Annotated in this window: 20 protein-coding genes and 1 tRNA gene; 10 read left to right on the top strand and 11 right to left on the bottom strand. The window is 64.6% G+C overall.

Annotated features, from left to right (window positions below):
- Window positions 1-201: 201 nt before the first annotated feature.
- From murJ to rplU, 6 genes are all read right to left on the bottom strand, one after another.
- Window positions 202-1,725, bottom strand: a complete 1,524-nt coding sequence (gene murJ, locus QC821_RS17910; RefSeq protein WP_309724466.1) for a murein biosynthesis integral membrane protein MurJ — start codon at window positions 1,723-1,725, stop codon at window positions 202-204.
- Window positions 1,726-1,898: 173 nt separating this feature from the next.
- On the bottom strand, window positions 1,899-2,165 hold the full coding sequence (rpsT, locus tag QC821_RS17915; RefSeq protein WP_095623128.1) for a 30S ribosomal protein S20: 267 nt from the start codon (window positions 2,163-2,165) through the stop codon (window positions 1,899-1,901).
- Between the two features lie 190 nt (window positions 2,166-2,355).
- Complete coding sequence (gene proB / locus QC821_RS17920) at window positions 2,356-3,516, bottom strand: glutamate 5-kinase (RefSeq protein ID WP_309724327.1); 1,161 nt, start codon at window positions 3,514-3,516, stop codon at window positions 2,356-2,358.
- A 30-nt stretch (window positions 3,517-3,546) separates the two neighbouring features.
- On the bottom strand, window positions 3,547-4,737 hold the full coding sequence (gene cgtA, locus QC821_RS17925) for an Obg family GTPase CgtA (RefSeq protein WP_309724329.1): 1,191 nt from the start codon (window positions 4,735-4,737) through the stop codon (window positions 3,547-3,549).
- A gap of 86 nt (window positions 4,738-4,823) precedes the next feature.
- Entirely contained in the window at window positions 4,824-5,081 is a 258-nt protein-coding gene (rpmA, locus tag QC821_RS17930; RefSeq protein ID WP_076749544.1) for a 50S ribosomal protein L27, read from the bottom strand.
- Between the two features lie 35 nt (window positions 5,082-5,116).
- Complete coding sequence (gene rplU / locus QC821_RS17935) at window positions 5,117-5,428, bottom strand: 50S ribosomal protein L21 (protein ID WP_095623131.1); 312 nt, start codon at window positions 5,426-5,428, stop codon at window positions 5,117-5,119.
- 257 nt (window positions 5,429-5,685) lie between these two features.
- Here rplU and ispB point away from each other — a divergent pair, with 257 nt between their 5' ends.
- The 5 genes from ispB to QC821_RS17960 all read left to right on the top strand — a co-directional run bounded on the left by ispB (window position 5,686) and on the right by QC821_RS17960 (window position 10,986).
- A complete protein-coding gene (ispB, locus tag QC821_RS17940) occupies window positions 5,686-6,660 on the top strand; it encodes an octaprenyl diphosphate synthase (protein WP_309724333.1) in 975 nt (324 codons plus the stop codon).
- Window positions 6,661-6,733: 73 nt separating this feature from the next.
- Window positions 6,734-6,810, top strand: a tRNA-Pro gene (locus QC821_RS17945).
- Window positions 6,811-7,012: 202 nt separating this feature from the next.
- Complete coding sequence (locus tag QC821_RS17950; RefSeq protein ID WP_309724335.1) at window positions 7,013-8,248, top strand: porin; 1,236 nt, start codon at window positions 7,013-7,015, stop codon at window positions 8,246-8,248.
- Between the two features lie 10 nt (window positions 8,249-8,258).
- Window positions 8,259-8,684 (top strand): phosphate ABC transporter substrate-binding protein, encoded by a 426-nt coding sequence (locus QC821_RS17955; RefSeq protein WP_309724337.1) that lies wholly within the window; start codon window positions 8,259-8,261, stop codon window positions 8,682-8,684.
- Window positions 8,677-10,986, top strand: coding sequence for a putative bifunctional diguanylate cyclase/phosphodiesterase (locus tag QC821_RS17960; RefSeq protein ID WP_309724338.1), 2,310 nt, complete (start codon window positions 8,677-8,679; stop codon window positions 10,984-10,986). Before QC821_RS17955 ends, QC821_RS17960 begins: the two co-directional genes overlap by 8 nt.
- Here QC821_RS17960 and QC821_RS17965 read toward each other — a convergent pair whose 3' ends face one another.
- Window positions 10,987-12,636, bottom strand: a complete 1,650-nt coding sequence (locus tag QC821_RS17965) for a GMC family oxidoreductase (RefSeq protein ID WP_309724340.1) — start codon at window positions 12,634-12,636, stop codon at window positions 10,987-10,989.
- Between the two features lie 160 nt (window positions 12,637-12,796).
- Here QC821_RS17965 and QC821_RS17970 point away from each other — a divergent pair, with 160 nt between their 5' ends.
- Window positions 12,797-13,468, top strand: coding sequence for a response regulator transcription factor (locus tag QC821_RS17970; RefSeq protein ID WP_309724342.1), 672 nt, complete (start codon window positions 12,797-12,799; stop codon window positions 13,466-13,468).
- Window positions 13,468-14,889, top strand: a complete 1,422-nt coding sequence (locus tag QC821_RS17975) for a sensor histidine kinase (RefSeq protein WP_309724344.1) — start codon at window positions 13,468-13,470, stop codon at window positions 14,887-14,889. The genes QC821_RS17970 and QC821_RS17975 overlap by 1 nt, the downstream gene beginning before the upstream one ends.
- Here the strand turns inward: QC821_RS17975 and QC821_RS17980 are convergent.
- Genes QC821_RS17980 through QC821_RS17995 form a run of 4 tightly spaced genes read right to left on the bottom strand, consistent with a single transcriptional unit; the run spans window position 14,819 to window position 18,881 of the window.
- Entirely contained in the window at window positions 14,819-15,844 is a 1,026-nt protein-coding gene (locus tag QC821_RS17980; protein WP_309724346.1) for an AbrB family transcriptional regulator, read from the bottom strand. The two genes, QC821_RS17975 and QC821_RS17980, sit on opposite strands and share 71 nt — an antisense overlap.
- 4 nt (window positions 15,845-15,848) lie before the next feature.
- A complete protein-coding gene (locus QC821_RS17985; protein ID WP_309724347.1) occupies window positions 15,849-17,366 on the bottom strand; it encodes a tripartite tricarboxylate transporter permease in 1,518 nt (505 codons plus the stop codon).
- Window positions 17,367-17,378: 12 nt separating this feature from the next.
- Window positions 17,379-17,828: a tripartite tricarboxylate transporter TctB family protein gene (locus QC821_RS17990; protein ID WP_309724348.1), complete on the bottom strand. Its 450-nt coding sequence runs from the start codon at window positions 17,826-17,828 to the stop codon at window positions 17,379-17,381.
- 54 nt (window positions 17,829-17,882) lie between these two features.
- Complete coding sequence (locus tag QC821_RS17995) at window positions 17,883-18,881, bottom strand: Bug family tripartite tricarboxylate transporter substrate binding protein (RefSeq protein WP_309724349.1); 999 nt, start codon at window positions 18,879-18,881, stop codon at window positions 17,883-17,885.
- Window positions 18,882-19,132: 251 nt separating this feature from the next.
- Here QC821_RS17995 and QC821_RS18000 point away from each other — a divergent pair, with 251 nt between their 5' ends.
- The 3 genes from QC821_RS18000 to QC821_RS18010 are packed head-to-tail and all read left to right on the top strand — an operon-like array spanning window position 19,133 to window position 21,461.
- Complete coding sequence (locus QC821_RS18000; RefSeq protein ID WP_309724350.1) at window positions 19,133-20,053, top strand: beta-keto acid cleavage family enzyme; 921 nt, start codon at window positions 19,133-19,135, stop codon at window positions 20,051-20,053.
- Window positions 20,050-21,006, top strand: coding sequence for an L-carnitine dehydrogenase (locus QC821_RS18005; RefSeq protein WP_309724352.1), 957 nt, complete (start codon window positions 20,050-20,052; stop codon window positions 21,004-21,006). The genes QC821_RS18000 and QC821_RS18005 overlap by 4 nt, the downstream gene beginning before the upstream one ends.
- Window positions 21,006-21,461, top strand: coding sequence for a thioesterase family protein (locus QC821_RS18010; RefSeq protein WP_309724354.1), 456 nt, complete (start codon window positions 21,006-21,008; stop codon window positions 21,459-21,461). Before QC821_RS18005 ends, QC821_RS18010 begins: the two co-directional genes overlap by 1 nt.
- Window positions 21,462-21,498: the final 37 nt, after the last annotated feature.

Genomic DNA, 21,498 nt, shown 5'->3' on the forward strand with positions numbered 1-21,498 from the left:
ATTATAGCGGCCCACACTACGGGCGCCTATGTCATCGGTCGCTAGCCCACGATATAGCTCGGGACTGATCCGTCGGCAGGCCTACGAGGAGGCGCTGTGAACCCATCCCTGGGCGCTACCTACGCCGTCCATGGCGTAGAACCTCCTCTTCGACCTGCCCCCGGCGTCCCTCGCCGATGGCTCTTTCGATAACTCGGTCGCTTAGCCATTCAACTTGAACTGGCTGGGCCGCACGCCCAGCGCCAGCAGCCAGGCGAAATAGGCCCCGGCGCCGGCCACTACCAGGGTCGTCAGCCAGCCGACTCGCGTCCAGACGCCCCAGCCCAGCCAGGCCTGCCAGTCCGGCGCCAACCCCCACAGCAGCGCGCCCATCACCGCACAGCCGCCACCCAGCTGCAGCGCGAAGCGCCCCCAGCCGGGCTGGAACGTCAGCACCCCTTCGCGGCGCAGCAGATAGCCCAGCAGCCCGGCGTTCATGAACGCCGACAGCGCCGTGGCCAGCGCCAGGCCGGCATGCGCCAGCGGCCAGATAAGGATCAGGTTGAAGACCATGTTGGCCGCCATGGCGATGATCCCCACCTTGACCGGGGTCTTGGTGTTCTGGCGAGCGAAGAAGCCCGGCGCCAGTACCTTGATCAGCATGAAGGCGATCAGCCCCAGCGAGTAGGCACGCAGGCTCATCGCCGCCATACGGATGTCGTGTTCGGTCATGGCGCCATAGTGGAACAGCGAGATCAACAGCGGCTCGGCCAGCAGCAGCAGCGCCAGCGCCGCCGGCAGCCCCAGCAGCAGCACCGCGCGAATCGCCCAGTCGAGCATTCGCGAAAAATGCTGCGGCGACTGCTCGGCGTGACGCTTGGAGAGCGCCGGCAGGATCACCGTACCGATGGCAATGCCGAACACCCCCAGCGGCAGTTCCACCAGGCGGTCCGAATAGTAGAGCCAGGAGACGCTGCCCGGCGTCAGCAGCGAGGCCAGCACGGTATCCAGCAGCAGGTTGATCTGCGATACCGAGACCCCGAACAGCGCCGGCGCCATCAGCAGCAGGATACGCTTGACGCCGCTGTGGGCGAAGTTCGGCCAGGGCCGCGGCATCAGCCCCAGGCGCACCAGGAACGGCACCTGGAAGGCCAGCTGCGCCATGCCGGCGATCAGCACCCCCCAGGCCAGCGCCATGGCCGGCTCGCTCATCAGCGGCGTCAGCAGCACCGCCGCACCGATCAACGACAGGTTGAGCAGCACCGGCGTGAAGGCCGGGATGGCGAAGCGGTTCCAGGTATTGAGCACGCTGCCGGAGAAGGCGGTCAGCGAGATCAACAGCAGGTAGGGGAAGGTCAGCCGCAGCATGTCGGCGGTCAGCGCCAGCTTGTCCGGGTCGCGCCCGAAGCCCGGGGCAAACACCCACACCAGCCAGGGCGCGGCAAACATCGCCAGCGCCGTGATCAACAGCAGCACCACCGCCAGGCTGCCGGCCACCGCGTCGAGCAGCTCGCGCACCTCCTCGCGACTGTTGCGTGCGGCGTACTCCGAGAGCACCGGGATAAAGGCCTGGTTGAAGGCGCCCTCGGCAAACAGCCGACGCATGAAGTTGGGGATCTTGAAGGCGACGAAGAAGGCATCGGCGCCGTTGCCAGCGCCAAACAGCGCGGCCACGACCACGTCGCGGGCCAGGCCCATGACCCGCGACAGCATGGTCATAGCACTGACGATCAGCCCCGAGCGCATCAGCCCGACCCGCGCCGGTGGCTGAGCGCCCGCGGCGGGAGTTGGGTGGGGCGGCGGCTGAGATGAAGAGTCGTCGTTGGCCACGTCGAGGCGTCACTTCCAAGGCTGATGAATAGCGGAACCAGGCACAAAAAAACCGGCCGCAGCCGGTTCTTTTGCAGAGAGCGTCCGGCTTACGCAGCCAGCGCCTTAATTCGCTTGTTCAAGCGGCTCTTCATGCGCGCAGCTTTCTTCTTGGACAGCACGTCCTTGTCGGCGATGCGGTCGATGACCGGCTGCGCCTGCTTGAAGGCGTCCATGGCCTGGGCGTGATCACCGCCGTTGATGGCCTTGATGACGCGCTTGACGTAGGTGCGAACCATGCTGCGCTGGCTGGCCTTGAGGACGCGACGGTTCTCGGCCTGACGGGCGCGCTTACGGGCTTGCTTGCTGTTAGCCACTTACTGTCTCCTTGGAGAATTATTTCACCGACTTACGGTAACTAGTTGACCAAGCTGGGATTATGCTACCACTCCCAACCGGTTTGGCCGTACTGGGTTGCACTCAACCACCGGGCCGTGTCTGAGAGGATGGCATATCCTATCATGCTGTTGGCGCGCGTGCTACTGCGAAACCCGCACCGCACGGGCCTCACAGCACCACCAGGTTGTCGCGATGGATCAGCTCCGGGGCTTCCATGTAGCCGAGCAGCGCCTCGATCTGATGACTCGGCTTGCCGAGCAGCCGTGCGGCGTCTTCGGCGCCGTAGTTGACCAGCCCCTTGGCGACCCGCTCGCCGTGCTCATCGACGCACACCACCATATCGCCGCGCACGAAGCTGCCGCTGACCGCGGTCACCCCCACCGGCAGCAGGCTCGAGCCGCGCCCACGCAGCACCTTGACCGCCCCGGCATCCAGGGTCAGGCTGCCGCGCACCTGCAGCTGCCCGGCCAGCCAGCGCTTGCGCGCGGCGAGCGGCGCCTGCTCGGGGCGCAGCAGGGTGCCCAGCCGCTCACCCTCGATCAGCCGCGTCAGTACCTCAGGCTGGCGGCCACTAGCGATCGCCGTGACCGCCCCGGAGCGCGCCGCCAGCTTGGCCGCCAGTACCTTGGTGGTCATGCCGCCGCGCCCCAGCGCACCGCCGCCGCCGGCCATCGCTGCCAGCGCCGGATCGCCGGCGCGGCCCTCGTGGATCAGCTTGGCGGTCGGGTCGTGGCGCGGATCGGCGTCGAACAACCCCTCCTGGTCGGTGAGGATCACCAGGGCATCCGCCTCGAGCAGGTTGGCGACCAGCGCGCCGAGGGTGTCGTTGTCGCCGAAGCGGATCTCGTCGGTGACCACGGTGTCGTTCTCGTTGACCACCGGCACTACCCGCAGGTCGACCAGGGTACGCAGCGCCGAGCGCGCATTGAGGTAGCGCTTGCGGTTGGAGAGGTCGTCGTGGGTCAGCAGGATCTGCGCGGTGAGCAGGCCGTGGCGGGCGAAGTGGCCCTCGTAGCACTCGGTGAGGCCGTTCTGGCCCACCGCCGCGGCGGCCTGCAGCTCATGCACCGCCGAGGGCCGCGCCTGCCAACCCAGACGCACCATGCCTGCCGCTACCGCGCCGGACGACACCAGCACCACCTCGATACCGCGGCGATGCAGCTCGGCGATCTGGTCCACCCAGCCGCCGATGGCCGGCTCGTCGAGGCCACGGCCGTCGTTGGTCAACAGCGCGCTACCGATCTTGACCACCACGCGGCGGGCGCCGCTCAGCGCCTCACGACCGGGCGTCTGCTGGTTGCTTTCCACTTGGCTCTCCAAGGCGATCATCCTGTAACTCAGAGAAACGGCACGGACGAGTTACTGTACGTACTCCACTTCGACATCATAATCATCATCGTCGTCGACGTCGTCGTCATCCTCGTCGTGGCGCTTGCGCTTGCGGCCCAGCCGCGCCTCGGTGCGCGCCACCGATTCGGCCTCCATGCGCGCGCACATCTCACGCTCGCGCTCGGCGGCGGCCTCGTCTTCGTTCTCGAGGCGGCGCTGCTCGGTCAACCAGCGGTGCGCGGCCTGCACCAACGCCTCGGTGCCGTCGCCGGAGATCGCCGAGATGCGATACACCGGCCCATCCCAGGCGAGCCGCTCGAGAATCGCCTGGGCGGCGGCCTCGCGCTCCTCCTCTGGCAGCAGGTCGAACTTGTTGAGCACCAGCCAGCGCGGCCGCTCGGCCAGCGTCGGCGAGAACTGCTCGAGCTCATGCACGATCGCCTCGGCGGCCTCCACCGGGTCCGACTCGTCGAACGGCGCCACGTCGATCACGTGGAACAGCAGCCGGGTGCGGGTCAGGTGCTTGAGGAAGCGCAGCCCCAGGCCGGCCCCGTCCGAGGCGCCCTCGATCAGCCCCGGCACATCGGCCATCACGAAGTGCTCGTGCATGCCGAGCTTCACTACCCCGAGGTTGGGCACCAGGGTGGTGAAGGGGTAGTTGGCGACCTTGGGCTTGGCCGCGGAGACCGAGCGGATCAGCGTCGACTTGCCGGCATTGGGCATGCCCAGCAGGCCGACGTCGGCCATCACCTTCATTTCCAGGCGCAGGTTGCGACGCTCACCCTCGGTGCCCGGCGTGGTGCGCCGCGGCGCGCGGTTGGTCGAGGACTTGAAGTGGATGTTACCCAGCCCACGGCGGCCGCCCTGGGCGACCAGCACCACCTGGCCGATCTCGGTGACGTCAGCGATCACCTCGAGGGTGTCCTCGTCGATCACCGTGGTGCCCACCGGCACCTTGACATGCAGGTCCTCGCCGGCCTTGCCGCTCATCTGGCGACCCATGCCACCCTGGCCGTTCTGGGCTTTGTAGAAGCGCTGATACTTGAAATCGATCAGGGTATTCAGCGCATCGTCACCGATCAGGTAGACACTGCCGCCGTGGCCGCCATCGCCGCCGTCCGGGCCACCCTTGGGCACGTATTTCTCACGGCGGAAGCTCAGGCAGCCGTTGCCGCCGTTGCCGGCTTCGGCGATGATCGAGGCTTCGTCGACGAACTGCATGTTTCACTCTCCTGACGGGCATGGCCGTCATGATACGCAAAAGGCCCCGCCGTGGCGGGGCCTTTTACAGCAAGTTCATAGCGCTCTCAGGCAGAGACGACGCTGACGAACTTACGGTTTTTCGGACCCTTGGTCTCGAACTTGATCACGCCATCGCTCAAGGCGAACAGGGTGTGATCACGGCCGAGGCCGACGCCAGTGCCGGCGTGGAACTTGGTGCCGCGCTGACGCACGATGATGTTGCCAGCTGTCACTACCTGGCCACCAAACAACTTGACGCCAAGGCGTTTGGATTCGGAATCGCGGCCGTTGCGCGTGGAGCCGGCTGCCTTCTTATGAGCCATTGCAAATACCTCGCTCTATCAGGGGGCGTGTCCGCTTAGGCGGAGATCCCGGTGATCTTGACTTCAGTGAACCACTGACGGTGGCCCTGACGCTTCATGTGGTGCTTGCGGCGACGAAACTTGATGATGGTCACCTTGTCGCCACGGCCGTGGGACACGACCTCGGCGGCAACCTTGGCGCCATCGACCAGCGGTGCGCCGACCTTGATGTCGTCGCCGTCGCCGACCAGCAGCACCTGGTCGAATTCCAGCGTTTCACCGGTGGCGATTTCCAGCTTCTCGAGCTTCAGGGTTTCGCCTTCCTGAACGCGGTACTGCTTGCCACCGCTCTTGATAACTGCATACATGTCGTAACTCTCCAGACACTCATCGGGGTTGCGCTCTTCATCGGCCTGCGGCGAGTGGCGCCCCTTTTGGCAGCCATCTGACAGGGAGCATGATGAGTTGGGTCGCGGATTATAGCCGCCAGGCAAGCACGACACAAGCCCTGCGGGTGGCGCCCATCCTCGCTTGACGCCCCCATGGGGCGCCCATAGCATAACCCTCAATCCAAGGTCGGCCCGCTCCCGGGCGACAGGCCCCACCTCTTACAAGCAGCGCGCCCATGCAGCCGACAGCATCGCCCCTTCACGCGGCGGTGGCAGAGGATTTCGCCGCCGTCGACCGTACCATTCTGGCCAAGCTCTCCTCACGGGTGCCACTGGTCGAGTCCATCGCTGGCTATATCGTCGAGAGCGGTGGCAAGCGGCTGCGCCCGCTGCTGGTGCTGCTCGCCGCCCGCGCCCTCGGCTACGACGGTGACAAGCACATCACCCTGGCTACGCTGATCGAGTTCATGCACACCTCGACGCTGCTGCACGACGACGTAGTCGATGAATCGCACATGCGTCGCGGCAAAGCCACCGCCAACGACGCCTGGGGCAATGCCCCCTCGGTGCTGGTCGGCGACTTCCTCTATTCGCGCTCCTTTCAGATGATGGTCGAGGTCGGCTCGATGCGCGTCATGGAAGTACTCTCGGCGGCGACCTGCACCATTGCCGAGGGAGAGGTGCTGCAGTTGACCAACGTCGGCAACCCCGACATCGACGAGGCCGCCTACTTCGACACCATCCAGGGCAAGACCGCCATGCTGTTCGAGGCCGCCAGCCACAGCGGCGCGATCATCGCCGCGGCCGACGCCGAGCAGGAAGCCGCGCTGCAGCACTACGGCCGCTATCTGGGGCTGGCCTTCCAGCTGGTCGACGACCTGCTCGACTACCAGGGCGACGCCACGGCGATGGGCAAGAATGTCGGCGACGATCTTGCCGAGGGCAAGCCGACCCTGCCGCTGATCCACGCCATGCGCGAGGGCACCGCGGAGCAGGCCAAGCTGATTCGCCAGGCGATTCGCCAGGGCGGCCTCGAGCGCCTCGACGAGGTGCTGGCGATCGTCGATCAGACCGGCGCGCTGACCTATACTCGCCAGCGTGCCGAGGAGATGTCCTCCAAGGCCCTCGAGCAGCTCGAGCGGCTGCCGCCGAGCCGCTATCGCGACAGCATGGCAGAGCTGGCAAGACTGGCCGTGGAACGCACCACCTGAGCCGCCTGGGCACTTGCATCACGGCACAAAATCCGTATACTTCCGCATCGTTGAGGCACTAGCCCAACCGCGTCGGAGCGTAGCTCAGCTTGGTAGAGCGCTGCCTTCGGGAGGCAGAGGTCGTAGGTTCGAATCCTGTCGCTCCGACCAAAGAATCCCCTAACGCCCTGCGATCACTCGCGGGGCGTTTTCGTTTGTCTCAGCGCCGGCTGAGCAAATCCGGGCCAACGCCTCAAGCTTCGTCCTCCCCGTGCCGATAAGTTATCTAGGGCATCTTCCCCGACGCTTGCCAACCGCTTCCACGTCCTGAACGGTGGCTCCCCTTTTCCTATCCACTAAGCGTGTGAAGCCGATGCTCAGGAAGCAGCCCCATCTAAAGGTCCTGGTGACCTTGCTGGCTTGTGGCCTTTCCATGGCCGCACAGGCGGCGACACCCTCGCTGTCGCTGGACGGCTTCGGCACGCTCGGCGCTGTCTACTCCGACGAGGCGCGGGCTGACCATACCTCGAGCATCTTTGCAGCCCGAGGCGCCGGCTACAGCAGCGACTGGAGCGCCGAAGTCGATAGTCGCTTGGGACTTCAGCTCAGCGCAGAGGTTACGCCGCGCCTCTCTGGCGTCGTTCAGGCCATCTCGGAGCAGCGCTACGACGGCTCCTACCAGCCAACGATCGAGTGGGCCAATCTCAAGTATCATGTCACCCCGGATCTCAGCGTGCGGGCCGGTCGTCTCATGCTGCCGGTGTTCATGAATGCCGAATATCGCAAGGTCGGCTACGCCTTGCCCTGGGTACGAACTCCACAGGAAGTCTATAGCTCCATCCCGATTTCCAATATCGATGGCGTCGATATTAGCTACCGGTTTCGCCTCGGCGAGGTAAACAACACGCTGCGAGCCACCTATGGCCAGACTACCGGGAAATTCCCTTATATAGACCAAAACGGCGAACGCGCCACAGGTGCCGCAGTGGCCCGAGAGGGGTTCACGCTGGGCAATAACCTGGAGTGGCAAAATCTCAGACTATTTACCGCCTACACCCACTATCGCTTGAGCATCGAAGAGCTCACTCCTTTCTTCGATATTTATCGTGCATTTGGCCCTGATGGCGAGGCGATTGCCGATCGCTACGACATGAACGACAAGCGGTTTGACGTCTTCAGCCTCGGCGCCAATTACGACACTGGCAACTGGTTCGTCATGGGAGAGTGGACGCAAAGCAGTAGTCGCACCTTCGTCGGCGATAGCCGCGGCTGGTATATCACTCACGGCTATCGCTTGGGCAGCATTACTCCATACGTCACCTATGCCAGACACAGCAAGCGCAGCCCGACATCGGTTGCCGGCCTGTCGCAACCCGGCACGGAGGTCCTGGACGCTACCCTCAACTATTTCACGGCATACCAGGATTCACAGACGCGCTTCTCTCTGGGCGCACGCTGGGACTTCGCTCGCGGCATGAACCTGAAGGCACAAATCGATCATATCGACCTGGACGCCGGGTCAAATGGGTACTTAACCAACAGGAATCCTGCGTTCGAGCCCGGCGGCTCGGTCAACCTTTTCAGCCTCGCGCTCGACTTCGTATTCTGAGGGGGTTGAAATGACTTCGCGATTAACCCGGCTCGGTTTCAGCCTGCTCATTCTTCTGTCGGCCAACGTTTCCTTGGCCGATGTGGTACTCGTAGTTTCCGCGAAGAGTCCGGTTCATATTCTGACGCGTAACGAACTGGCAGACATCTATCTTGGCCGAAACAGCCGCTTCCCCAATGGACAACCCGCAGTCCCGGTCGACCAGCGCGAAAGCTCGGCGGACTACGTAGCCTTTTATCGCCATTATCTTGGTCAGACGCCCGCCCAGATAAAGATGCACTGGTCGCGCCTGATCTTCACCGGGCGTGGCCAGCCACCGCGATCCCTACCCAGTAGCCGGGCCGTGGCCGACTTCGTGGCGGAGCATGCACAGGCCATTGGTTATCTGGACGACGCCTATCTCGATGAACGCTTGCGGAGGGTCTCCATTGAGTGAGCCCACCCCGCACGCCGAAACGATGGAGTCCAACGCGGGGCGTCGATGGCTGCTGCGAGTACTCGATCCCGGAGTGCTGTTTCCCGGGCTCGCTGTGCTGACGCTAACCGCCGTCTGGCTGATCACGTTCAATCTCGTCGATCGAGAATACAGGACGGCAGACCGCCGCCTGGCGGCGCTCGTATCGGATATGGCACAAACCTACGAGGCGCAGGCGGTTAGGGCGCTGCGCGAGATCGATACTACCCTCAAACTGGTGCGCTACAGCCTCGACGCACGTCCGCCACAAGAGGTGCTGGATGAACTGAGCCGCCGGGATATGCTGCCCCCCACCCTGCTGTTCGAAGTTCGTATTAGCGATGCCGAGGGACATGGCATCGCTAGCACTCACGATCTTTACAGCACTCGGAAGACTAGCCGTATAACCGAGCAGTCGGGGTTGGTCGTCGAGCTTGAAGGCGAGGCTGCCACAGGCGCCGATCAATCGCTTGTCTTCAGCCGTCGCCTGGCGGAAGAAGCACAGGTCTCAGGCACGGTCTCGGTAATAGTTAACCCAGCCTACTTCGTCAGTGGCTATGACATGAATACGATGGGGGTGCAGGGAGTACTCGCCCTCGTGGGGGACGGTGGCATCTCGCTGGTGCGACGCACAGGGGAGAACGTTCATACGGGTGAGGCAACCGAATACGAGCGCCTGCTTTCGGACAGCAGCCTGGTCGGCGAACCTGCCGGGCTAAGCGTCAGCGAGTGGGACGGCCTGGAACGCTATCTCGTGGCAAGGGCATTGTTCGAGTTCCCAATCGCCATCGTCGTCGGCCTTTCTCGAGCGGAGCAGATGGCAGCCACCAATGCGACGCGACGTGCCTATTACTGGCGTGCGCTACTGGTGAGTCTTATCTCGATCGCAGTGCTGACACTGCTCGGACGGCTCAGCCGGAAACTCCGCCTGATACAAGCCAAGGCCCTTGAGGAGCGCCTGGAACATGCCCGACGTGCTGAGCACCTGGCTTTCCACGACACCCTCACGGGCCTGCCGAACCGGGCACACTTCAGCCATCTGCTGACTCACGGCATGCAACATGCCGGCCGCTATGACAAGCGGTTGGCTCTTCTCTTTCTGGACCTGGACCGTTTCAAGGCGATCAATGACTCGCTGGGCCACGATGCCGGTGATGAGCTGCTTAAAGAGGTTAGCCAGCGGCTCATTCGCTCGGTGAGGAAAAGCGATCGGGTAGCCCGATTGGGCGGCGATGAGTTCGTGGTTCTCCTCCCTGAAATCGAGGCAGCGGATCAGATTAACCGTGTCGCCGAAAAAATCCTCGCCGCCGTCAGCGCCCCCTTCCTCCTGGCGGGCCAAGAGTTCCATATCACGGTGAGCATCGGAGTCGCGCAATATCCCTCTGACGGAGAGGATGAACAAACCCTGATGAAGCATGCCGACGTGGCGATGTACCACGCCAAGGAAGAAGGCAAGAACAACGCACAGTTCTATTCCGAGGAGCTGAAATCAGGCTCTCTTGAGCGCCTGACTCTCGAGCAAAGCCTGCGCAGGGCATTGGAACGCAAAGAGTTCTTGCTCTATTACCAGTCGAAGGTCGATATGGCGACCGGCCGTATCATCGGCATGGAAGCCCTGCTGCGCTGGCAACATCCAGAGCTCGACTTGCTGCTGCCCCATCAGTTCATCCCCCTGGCCGAAGAGAACGGCCTTATCGTGCCCATCGGCCGCTGGGTCATCTATACAGCCTGCCAACAGAACGTTGCCTGGCAGCAGGCGGGGCTACCTGCACTGTCAATGGCAGTCAACGTCTCGGCCCGACAGTTCCTCGACGACAGCCTGCTGAGAGACATCAAGGGGGCGCTAGCGACAACAGGCATGTCACCTCAGCTTCTCGAGGTGGAGATCACCGAAGGCGCAATGATGGTGGATATGCCAAGAGCCGTCAGTGTGCTGCAGCAGCTCAGGAAGATCGGGGTACGCATCGCAATCGACGACTTTGGCACTGGCTTCTCTGCACTTTCCAGGCTGCAGGCCTTTCCCCTCGACACCATCAAGATCGACGGTTCGTTCATTCACGATCTTCCAGGCAGCTCCGCAGACAGGAGCCTGGCCGACGCCATCATCGATCTTGGCAGGTGCTTGGGCCTGACCGTCGTTGCCGAGGGCGTCGAGTCGGCAGAACAGGTGGACTACCTGCGTCGGCACTCCTGCGATCAGGTCCAGGGCTACTACATGCATGAGCCCCAGCCGGCATGCGATGCCGTCCACGCCATTCAGAAGAATTTAATCAGCGAACCTTGATCACTCCACGGCCAAGATCCAGCGCGCCGCTTTCTCGGCAATCATCAGCGTCGGTGAATTGGTGTTGCCGCTGGTGATGGTCGGCATCACGCTGGCGTCCACCACCCGCAGGCCGTCGACGCCGTGCACTCGCAGGTGTGAATCGACCACCGCCATGGGGTCATCAGCGCGGCCCATCTTCGCCGTACCTACCGGATGGAAGATGGTGGTGCCGATGTCGCCGGCCAGCCGCGCCAGGTCCTCGTCGCTCTGGTACTCGACGCCGGGCTTGACCTCCTCCGGCTGATACTTGGCAAAGGCCGGCTGCTCGGCGATGCGCCGGGTGACCCGCAGCGAATCCGCCGCCACCTTGCGATCCTCTTCGGTGCTCAGGTAGTTGGGCGCAATGGCCGGGGCCTGCCGCGGGTCGGCGCTCTTGATGCGCACCGTGCCACGGCTGGTGGGGTTGAGATTGCAGACGCTGGCGGTGATCGCCGGGAAGTCATGCAGCGGCTGGCCGAAGGCCGGCAGGCTGAGCGGCTGCACGTGATATTCGAGATTGGGGTGACGATAGTCGGCGCTGCTGCGGGTGAAGGCGCATAGCTGCGACGGCGCCATGCTCATCGGGCCGGTGCGGTGGAGCAGATACTCTAGACCGATCCTGGCCTTGCCCAGCCAGCTCGCCGCCAGGGTATTGAGGGTCTTGGCGCCGCTGACCCGATAGACCGAGCGGATCTGCAGGTGATCCTGCAGGTTCTCCCCCACACCCGGAAGTTCGCGCACCACCGCAATGCCGTGCTGAGCGAGCAGGTCAGCGGGGCCGATACCGGAGAGCTGCAGCAGCTGCGGCGAACCGACGGCACCGGCTGAGAGGATCACCTCACGGCCCGCGCGGGCCAGCACCTCCGCGCCGTTGCGCGCGACGCGCACCCCGCTGCAGCGCGGCTTATCCCCCTCGGCAAACGCCAGCCCCAGCACCTGGCTGGAGTGCCAGAGTGTCAGGTTATCGCGCTTTTCGACGCCGCGCAGGAAGGCCTTGGAGGTATTCCAGCGCCAGCCGCCACGCTGGTTGACCTCGAAGTAATCGACGCCTTCGTTGTCGCCGCGGTTGAAGTCGTCGGTGCGCGGAATACCCGCCTCCACCGCCGCCGCGGCGAAGTCGTCGAGCACCTCCCAGCTCAGGCGCTGCTTCTCGACCCGCCACTCGCCGCCGTGGCCGTGAAAATCGCGGTGGCCGGCATCGGCGTCGCCGCCTGCGTCTAGGCGCTGGTGATCCTCATGCTTGATGAAATCCGGCAGGCAGTTCTCCCAGCGCCAGGCATCGTCGCCCAACGCCTCGGCCCAGCCGTCGTAATCGCGGGCCTGGCCGCGGATATACAGCATGCCGTTGATGCTCGAGCAGCCGCCCAGGGTCTTGCCGCGCGGGTAGATCAGCGAACGGCCGTTGAGCCCCGGGTCCGGTTCGGTACGAAACAGCCAGTCGGTGCGCGGGTTGTCGATGCAGTAGAGATAGCCCACCGGAATATGAATCCAGTGGTAGTTGTCGCGCCCGCCGGCCTCGATCAGCAGTACCCGGTTGGCCGGGTCGGCGCTCAGGCGGTTGGCCAGCAGGCAGCCGGCGGTGCCGGCGCCTACCACGATGTAGTCGAACTCTGCCGCATCACTGTGCATCGTCGCACCATCTCCCGTCGCTGTATCTGCGGCATCGACGCCGCTGGCCCACCCCAGCCTACCGGGATTACCGCCGCCAACAATTGACCTTTCGGTTAGCGGGCGAGCGCGCGGTGGATGATAGAATGCTGGACTCGCAGCGACGTCGGGGATGGCAGCGATGAAAGTGCTGGTGGTGGAAGACAATGACAATCTGGCGCGCTCCATCTCGGCGGCGCTCGAAGGCACCGGATTCCAGGCCGACGTGAGCCGCGACGGCCGCAGTGCCGAACACTGCCTGGAGGTGGGCGCCTACGACCTGCTGGTCCTCGATCTGGGGCTGCCGGAGCTCGATGGCATCAGCCTGCTGCGTCGCCTGCGCCAGCGTCAGGACACTATCCCGGTGCTGATCATCTCGGCGCGGGATGCCCTCGATCAGCGCATCCTGGGACTCGAAGAGGGTGCCGACGACTACCTCTGCAAGCCCTTCTCGCTGGACGAGGTGGCCGCCAGGGCCAAGGCGCTGGTGCGCCGCGCCAAGCAGTTCGGCGGCGATACCCTGCGCAGCGGTCGCCTGGAGTTCCATCCCGATGCCATGGAGCTGCGCCTCGACGGCGAACCGGTGGCACTGCACCGCCGCGAGCTGGAGGTGATGGAGTATCTGCTGATCAACCAGGGCCGCCTGGTCAGCAAGGGGCAGATCGCCGATCGCCTCTCCACCACCGACGACCCGGTCAGCCACACCGCGGTGGAGACCTATGTATCTCGCCTGCGCAAGAAACTGGGCGTCGATGTCGGCCTCAAGACGGTGCGCGGCCTGGGCTACCTGCTTGACGCCCAGGGTGCAGATTGATGCGTTCGATTCGTGCCCGCCTGCTGATCTGGATCGGCCTGCCCTTCACTGGCCTGGCCCTGTTGGCACTGCTAGCCAGTCACTACCTGCTGTCGCACCAGATCAACGAGACCTTCGATGACATGCTGCTCAACGCCGCCGAGCGGGTCGAGCGGCGCATCCACGCGGTGGATGGCGAGCTGCGCGTCAACATGCACTATTTCAGCATCAGCACCCTTGGCAGTCGCGGTGATGGCAAGATCTTCTATCGCATCCAGGAGGTCGATGGCGGCATGCTGGTTGGCTTTGCGGGCCTCGAAGGGCCGCCTGACGTGCCCGAGCAGCCGCTGTTCTACGACGTCGACTATGCCGGTAATTCGCTGCGCGCCGTGGCTCTGACCTTCCCACTGACCCGCGCCAACCAGTCCCGCCAGATCGAGGTGATCGTCGCCGAGTCCACCGAAGCGCGCCAGGCCCTGGTCAGCGACTTCATGCTCACCTTGAGCGGCCTGATGGCGGTCGGCGGGCTGCTCGCCATCTCCATCGCCCTGCTCGCCATCCACAAGGGCCTGGCGCCGCTGAATGCCATCCGCCGCGCCCTGCACCGCCGCTCGCAGCATGACCTGGAGCCGCTGGCTGGCGAGGTGCCGCGGGAAGTCGCGCCGCTGATCCAGAGCATCAACCAGCTGATGGAGCGCATGCGCCTGAGCATCCAGAATACCCAGCAGCTCAATGCCGACGTCTCGCATCAACTGCGCACGCCGGTCTCGGAGATTCGCGCCCTGAGCGAGTTGACCCTGACGCGCAGCGACGAGCCTGAGACCCGCGCCAACCTCGGTGAGATCAGCCGCATTGCCGAGCACGCCGGCCACACCGTCGAGCAGCTGCTCAGATACGCCAAGACGCGCCATGAGCTTGTCGACAGCGCCACCCTGGCCAGCGTCGACCTGGTCGCCATTTGTCGCGACGCCTGCAGCCAGGCTGCAGCAAGCGTCTATCAGCGCGGCCAGGAGCTGGCCCTGGAAGCCGACGAGTCCGCACCGCCACTACTTGGCGACCCCATCATGCTGCGCTGGATGGTGCAGAACCTGATCGACAACGCCAGCCTCCACGCCGGTGGCGAGCAAGCCTACCGCGGCAGCATCCAGGTCGCCGTCGAGTGCCACGATGGCCGCTGCTCGCTGGCCGTGCGCGATGATGGCGTAGGCGTCGCGGAGGAGCGCCTGATACGTCTCACCGAGCGCTTCTATCGCGCCGATACGCGCACCCAGGGCAGCGGCCTGGGGCTGGCCATCGCCGAGCAGATCGCCCAGGCCCACGGTGCCCGGCTGACCCTGCGCAACCGTGACGCGGGAGGGCTCGAGGCCCTGGTCAGCTTTCCGGCCCTGGCCGTGCATAGCGCGCCCGCACCCAGCGCAGCATCCACGGCGTCAGCGCGATAAGCAGCAGCAGGCGTAGTACATGGTGTGACACTACATAGACCGGGTCGACGTCGACGGCCACGGCGATGACCGCCATCTCGCCCACCCCACCGGGCAGCAGCGCCAGCAGCACCGCGACGAAGCTCAGGTCGGTGAGGAATGCCACCAGCAGTGCCACCCCCGCCGCCAGGACCACGGCAAATAGGGCAAACAGCAGCCCAACGCGCCCCACCTTCACCACGCGACGCCACGAGGTCGCCGAGAAGCGCGAGCCGATGGAGCTGCCGAGGATCAGGAAGGTGGCCAGCAGGCACACGCCGGGCAGCGCCAGCGGCACACCTAGGCTGGTGAGCAGCGCACTCACCAGCAGTGGGCCGAGGAACTCGGCCAACGGCAGCCGCAGGCGGCGCCCCAGCCACCAGCTTGCCGGCGCCAGCAGCCACCAGAGTAGATCGAGGGTGAGAAGCCCGGCGTCATCCGCCATGCTGACTTCATCGACCAGCAGCGCCGCCATCAGCGCCGCCGACAACACCACCACCGCCAGGCGCATGGAGTGGGAGATGGCGATCCAGCGCACGTCGCCGCCGGCGCGCTCGGCCAGTACCAGCGCCGTATTCATGCTGCCCGGGAAGGCGCAGAACAGCGCGTTGAGCGGAGCGACACCGCCGCGCAGGAAGAGCGCGCCGCCGCCGACCAACAGCAGCAGCATATAGAGCAGCATGGCGATCACGCTGGGATACCACGCCGCCAGCTGCGCCAACTCGCCGGCATCGACGCGCTGCCCGATGAATACCCCCAGCGTGGCGATGGCCAGGCGGTGCAGCCGCGTGTCCACCGCAGTAGGCACCCCCAGCAGCGACACCGCCAGCACCATGAACAGCGCCCCCAGCATCCACGCCAGGGGCAGCGACAGCAGGCTGGCAAGCGCGCCGCCCAGGGCGCCAAGGGCCAGGGTTCGCCAGGTCAGCGGCCGCATCTCGCTAGCTCGGCGCATCGGTCGCAGCGCGCCGCTTGCGGCCCAGCCGCGCCATCAGTGGCCGGCCGAACAGCGACACCAGCATCAATACCACGATGCCCATTGCCACCGGACGCTCGAACAGATAGCCAATATCACCACCGCTGATCTGGTGGGAGTGCAGCAGCGACTTCTCGGCCATCGCCCCCAGCAGCATGCCGATTACCGCCGCCGGCACCGAGTAGCCGTAGTGGCGGAACAGCCAACCGACCACGGCGAAGATCAACACCGTCGCCGGCCCGGTCATGTTGCCGGTGAGGCCGAACGAGCCCATCACCGCCAGGACCAGCACCGACGGGATCAGATAGCGCATCGGCACCTTGATGATATTGGCCAGCAGCGGGATGAACAGCAGACCGATCACCACCAGCAGGAACACCTGGGCGAAGTTGGCGAAGATGATGGCGTAGACCACATCGGTCTGCTGGCGAATGAACTGCGGGCCGCCGGTGATGTTGTGCATGGCGAAGGCGGCCAGCATCACCGCCGTGGCACCGCCGCCGGGAATGCCCAGGGCCAGCAGCGTCGCCATGGAGCCCGCTTCCGAGGTGCTGTTGGCCGATTCGGACGCCACCACCCCCTTGGGATTGCCCTTGCCGAAGGAAGCGGGGTCGGGATCGCGGCGCTGGGTCTCGACGTAGGAGAGCAGGTTCGACACCGACGACCCCACCCCCGGCACCGCGCCGACGAAGACCCCGATCAGGCCGCCGCGGATCATCACCCACGGATAGCGGAGGGCCATGCCAAAGCCCTCGAAGATCTCGCCGATGCGCACCTTGCGCGACGCCTCGGACTCGACGATAAAGCCCTTGTTGGCCAGCTTGAACAGCTCGGAGGCGGCGAACATGCCCATCATCGCCGGGATCACCGGCACGCCGTCGAGCAGGTAGGTCTGGCCCATGGTACCGCGCGCCATGCCCAGCTCGTTGAAGCCGATGGTGCCCACCAGCAGGCCGACGAAGCCCGCCATCAGCCCCTTGAGCACCTGTTCACCCTTGAGGCTGGCGATCAGCGTCATGCCCCACAGGATCACCGCGAACATCTCCGCCGGGCCCAGTTTCAGGACCATCAGCGAGAGCGGCTGGATCATTACGAACAGGATCAGATAGCCCATCAGCACGCCGATCACCGACGACGCCAGGGCGATGCCCAGGGCCTGGTTGTGGCGCCCCTGGCGAGCCATCGGATAGCCATCGAAGGCGGTGGCGATCGCCGATGAGGTGCCGGGAATATTCATCAGGATCGCCGGGATGCCGCTGCCGAAAGAGCCGCCGGTGAAGATCGCGGTCAGAAACAGCATCGCCTGGACGAAGTCCATATACAGCGTCATCGGCAGGAAGATCGCCATGGCCATGGAGATCTGCAGCCCCGGCGTGGCACCGAAGATCAGGCCGATGATGATCCCCGGCACCACTACCAGCCAGGGGCTGAAGTCGGAAAACAGCAGATTCAGGCCCTGCTCGACGGCCGTGAAATCGATCATGGTGTTACCCCGTTAGCCCTGGAGGATCAGCATGTGCATGGGATAGGGCAGCATCAGCGCAAAGAAGAACGCCACGCCGAAGCCGAAGGCCAGGCTATAGCCGCCGAGTAGCAGCCAGTTGCGCTCGCCTTTCAGCACCAGAAAGGCCGCAATGAAAAGCACCGTGGCCACATCGAAGCCGAGCGTCTCGAGCGAGATCACATAGGCGGCGAAGAGCCCCACCACCGGCAGCGTCTGGCGCAGCGGCTCGGCGTCGGGGCGCACCAGCAGCGTGCCCTTGCGCAGCCGTATTACCAGCTCCAGCAGCACGATACTCAGCACGATCAGGGCCAGCGGAAGAATCAGCAGCAGGTTCTGGACGGCGGACGATACGCTAATGGCATCGAACAGATACCAGAGCGTAAAGCCAGCCAGGGCCATGAGGACCAGCAGGTCCCCATAGTCGCGATCGCGGGTGGTCATCACATCACTCCCAGCCGCCCCATACAGGGTATGGGGCGGCGGCAACGGATAGCATCAGTTGAGCAGGTGGGCGTACTTCTCGAAGGTCTCGTAGTTCTCGCGCATCAGCGCATTGGCACGCTCGGGGCCGACCCAGACGCCGCCGATGTCATTGCTTTCAAGGTGCTCTTGGACATCCTTGCGCGCCAAGGTACTCTGAATTGCATTGCTAAGCTTCTCGAAGCGTTCTGGGTGCTGACGTTCAAACTCTGAAGAAACTGCCAGCCCGCGCATAGAGCCTTGGAAAACGGGAACCTCTATATTGAGAGACGCAAGAGCCTCGTTGAGTGCTGGGGCATCCCACTGCGAGACACGCTCATCGTTAACAATAGCTAATGGGGTAAGAAACTCCCGGATCCCTTCGCTACCTTGAGCACTGATGGCAATGAAGTCAACTTGGCCACCAGCTACGGCAGAACGAGCCTCACCACCATTTTGATAAGTCACCAGATTGAGATTTTCTTGTGGGATATCCATTTCATCGAGAAGCATTCGAGTCGTCAGATGGCCAGCAGACCCCTGAATGACAGCACCCCGAACTTGGCCAGGATTCTTCCTGATGTTCTCTATCAGAGCAGCCAAGTCTTCGTAACCCGCATCACGATTGGCAGCAATGATGTCCATATCGAACCATTGAATATTAACAAACGAAAAATCTTCAATCGAAAAATCAGCGCCATTAGCAACAATGGCATTAGGCAAATAAGGGGCAAAAGTAGATGACAAGATATTATAACCATCATCTTCGACACTAAGAAGGTAGTTTGCTGCCAACTGACCACCAGCTCCTGGACGGTTCACAACACGGACTGGCACACCGACCTCTTCGGCTAGGTAACTAGATATTGCACGTGTCATGCGGTCGGCGCTTCCCCCGGTGCCGAAACCGACCACCATGTTGATGGGGCGATCGGGAAACTCTTCGGCGGCCACCGGCAGCGCCAGCGTGGTCAGCATGGCGGCAGCGCCGATCAGCAGCGACTTCCCCTTGATGATATTGAGCGTATTGAGCATGACGTTTCGCCTCTTGTAAGCATTTATTGTCACAGGCAAGCACCTGTGTAGGAACGAACGCTATCCGACGAAGCTGTCATCAAGCTTGCACGGCGCCAGATGTAGACCAAAGTTCAAGGAATTCGCCACTCCCCTCGCCACCCTGACGACATGACGCGTCACGCCAACTAAACGACGCCTGGCGTAGCGTCGGTACGCCGCAGCTCGGCGACACTCCCTGCATCACATCCATTCGCGGGAGGAGCCTCTCCATGAATCGCAACGTCATCCTGACCTGCGCCGTTACCGGCGCCGGCGACACCACCGCCAAGAGCGACAAGGTCCCCGTCACCCCCAAGCAGATCGCCGACGACTGCATCGCCGCCGCCCAGGCCGGCGCCAGTATTGCGCATATCCACGTGCGCGACCCCGAGACCGGCGCTGTCAGCCATTCCCTCGAGCACTTCCGCGAGGTGATGGAGCGGGTCCGGGAGGCGGATGTGGATATCGTCATGAACATCACCGCCGGCGGCGGCGGCGACTGGATCCCCGACGCCGCGGACCCCACCCGCGGCGGTCCGGGCAGCGATATCCAGACCCCGGCCCAGCGCCACGAACCGGTCGGCGAGCTGCTGCCGGAGCTGTGCACCCTGGACTGCGGCAGCCTCAACTTCGGCGACATGATCTACGTGAACAGCGCCGACTGGCTGCGCGAGCATGCCAGGCTGGTGCAGGCCGCCGGGGTCAAGCCGGAGCTGGAGTGCTTCGACCTGGGCCATGTGTGGTTCGCCCGCCAGCTGCAGCAGGAGGGCCTGATCGACGGCGACCCACTCTACCAGCTCTGCCTGGGCATCCCCTGGGGCGCCGAGGCGGACACCGAGACCATGCTGGCCATGCGCAACAAGCTGCCCGAGGGAGCCCACTGGGCAGCCTTCGGCATCGGCCGCCAGCAGATGCCGATGGTCGCCCAGGCGGTGCTGCTGGGCGGCCATGCCCGGGTCGGCCTGGAGGACAACCTCTATCTGAAGAAAGGGGTACTGGCCAGCAACGGCCAGCTGGTGGAGAAGGCCGCCACCCTGATCGACAACCTCGGCGCTCGGGTAATGACCCCCGCCGAGACCCGCGCCCAGCTCAAGCTGCGCGACCCGCGCAGCGGCCAGACCGTGGAGAACGTCGTCGGAGGTGACGCATGAGCCGCCAACTCAGCGTGATCGGTACCGGGGTGATCGGCAACGGCTGGATCGCCCGCGCCCTGGCCCAGGGTTGGGACGTGGTGGCCTTCGACCCGGCCCCGGACGCGCCACAGCGCACCCGCGCCTTCGTCGACAACGCCTGGGCCTCGCTTTCGCGCCTGGGCCTGGCCAAGGGCGCCAGCCGCGACCGGCTGACCTTCGTCGATAGCCCCGAGGCCGCCGTGGCCGGCGCCGACCTGATCCAGGAGAATGTGCCGGAGCGCCTCGAACTCAAGCGCGAGATTCTCGCCGCCCTCGACGCCGCCGCCGAGCCCGAGGTGCTGATCGGCTCCTCCACCTCCGGCTTCAAGCCCAGCGACCTGCAGCGCGACTGCACCCGGGCGCCGGGGCGGGTGATCGTCGCTCACCCCTTCAATCCGGTCTACCTGCTGCCGCTGGTCGAGCTGGTGGGCGGCGACGCCACCAGCGCCGAGCATACCCGGCGCGCCCAGGCGCTATACCGCGAACTGGCCATGCGTCCGCTGGTGGTTCGCCGCGAGATCGAAGGGCATATCGCCGACCGCCTGATGGAAGCGCTGTGGCGCGAGGCCCTGCATCTGGTCAACGACGGCGTGGCCACCACCGAGGAGATCGATGCCGCGGTGGTCTACGGCTGCGGCCTGCGCTGGTCGCTGATGGGTACCTTTCTGACCTTCCACCTGGCCGGCGGCGAACCGGGCATGCGCCATATGCTCGAGCAGTTCGGGCCCGCGTTGAAGCTACCCTGGACCAAGCTCGAGGCCCCCGAGCTCACCGATGAGCTGATCGACAAGGTGGTCGAAGGCTGCGAGCACCAGGCCGCCGGCCGGCCGGTCAGCGAGCTCGACCGCCGCCGCGACGACTTCCTGGTCGAGCTGCTCGACCTGGTGCACAAGTACTGGCCGGAAGCGGAAGGCCTGGAGGGGCGCATCTGATGGTGATCCTCGAGACCCGGGTGGCTCCGGAGTGGGTCGACTACAACGGCCATATGAACGACGCCGAATACGCCAGGGTCTTCTCCCTGGCGGTGGAGGCGCTGATGGAGCGTATCGGCCTGGATGCCGCGGGGCGCAGCCGCCATCGCTACACGCTCTATACCCTGGAGACCCACCTCTGCTACCGCCGCGGCGCCCTCCAGGGCCAGCCGCTGCGGGTGGCGCTGACCCTGCTGGATCGCGACGCCAAGCGGCTGCACGCCTTCTTCGAGCTGTTCGACGAGGAGCGCAACCTGCTGGCCAGCAGCGAACAGATGCTGATGGGTATGGACCAGCAGAGCGGCCGCCCCAACGCCTTCCCGGCGCCGGTGACCGAGGCCATCGCCGCACTACCCCACGCCGAGCAGGGGAACTGGCCGGCGCTGGCCGGGCGCAGCATCGCTATCCGCCGCTAGGCGCATTGCCGGCCCCTGCTGCATCCTCGGCGGGGGC

It is taken from the genome of Franzmannia qiaohouensis (assembly GCF_031451695.1).
Classification (GTDB): domain Bacteria; phylum Pseudomonadota; class Gammaproteobacteria; order Pseudomonadales; family Halomonadaceae; genus Franzmannia; species Franzmannia qiaohouensis.

Excerpts from the sequence above, each read along its gene's own strand:
- murJ (WP_309724466.1), bottom strand. The coding sequence starts at position 1,725 with ATGCGCTCGGGGCTGATCGTCAGTGCTATGACCATGCTGTCGCGGGTC.
- proB (WP_309724327.1), bottom strand. The coding sequence starts at position 3,516 with ATGATCGCCTTGGAGAGCCAAGTGGAAAGCAACCAGCAGACGCCCGGT.
- cgtA (WP_309724329.1), bottom strand. The coding sequence starts at position 4,737 with ATGCAGTTCGTCGACGAAGCCTCGATCATCGCCGAAGCCGGCAACGGC.
- rpmA (WP_076749544.1), bottom strand. The coding sequence starts at position 5,081 with ATGGCTCATAAGAAGGCAGCCGGCTCCACGCGCAACGGCCGCGATTCC.
- rplU (WP_095623131.1), bottom strand. The coding sequence starts at position 5,428 with ATGTATGCAGTTATCAAGAGCGGTGGCAAGCAGTACCGCGTTCAGGAA.
- ispB (WP_309724333.1), top strand. The coding sequence starts at position 5,686 with ATGCAGCCGACAGCATCGCCCCTTCACGCGGCGGTGGCAGAGGATTTC.
- QC821_RS17950 (WP_309724335.1), top strand. The coding sequence starts at position 7,013 with ATGCTCAGGAAGCAGCCCCATCTAAAGGTCCTGGTGACCTTGCTGGCT.
- QC821_RS17955 (WP_309724337.1), top strand. The coding sequence starts at position 8,259 with ATGACTTCGCGATTAACCCGGCTCGGTTTCAGCCTGCTCATTCTTCTG.
- QC821_RS17965 (WP_309724340.1), bottom strand. The coding sequence starts at position 12,636 with ATGCACAGTGATGCGGCAGAGTTCGACTACATCGTGGTAGGCGCCGGC.
- QC821_RS17970 (WP_309724342.1), top strand. The coding sequence starts at position 12,797 with ATGAAAGTGCTGGTGGTGGAAGACAATGACAATCTGGCGCGCTCCATC.
- QC821_RS17975 (WP_309724344.1), top strand. The coding sequence starts at position 13,468 with ATGCGTTCGATTCGTGCCCGCCTGCTGATCTGGATCGGCCTGCCCTTC.
- QC821_RS17980 (WP_309724346.1), bottom strand. The coding sequence starts at position 15,844 with ATGCGGCCGCTGACCTGGCGAACCCTGGCCCTTGGCGCCCTGGGCGGC.
- QC821_RS17985 (WP_309724347.1), bottom strand. The coding sequence starts at position 17,366 with ATGATCGATTTCACGGCCGTCGAGCAGGGCCTGAATCTGCTGTTTTCC.
- QC821_RS17990 (WP_309724348.1), bottom strand. The coding sequence starts at position 17,828 with ATGACCACCCGCGATCGCGACTATGGGGACCTGCTGGTCCTCATGGCC.
- QC821_RS17995 (WP_309724349.1), bottom strand. The coding sequence starts at position 18,881 with ATGCTCAATACGCTCAATATCATCAAGGGGAAGTCGCTGCTGATCGGC.
- QC821_RS18000 (WP_309724350.1), top strand. The coding sequence starts at position 19,133 with ATGAATCGCAACGTCATCCTGACCTGCGCCGTTACCGGCGCCGGCGAC.
- QC821_RS18005 (WP_309724352.1), top strand. The coding sequence starts at position 20,050 with ATGAGCCGCCAACTCAGCGTGATCGGTACCGGGGTGATCGGCAACGGC.
- QC821_RS18010 (WP_309724354.1), top strand. The coding sequence starts at position 21,006 with ATGGTGATCCTCGAGACCCGGGTGGCTCCGGAGTGGGTCGACTACAAC.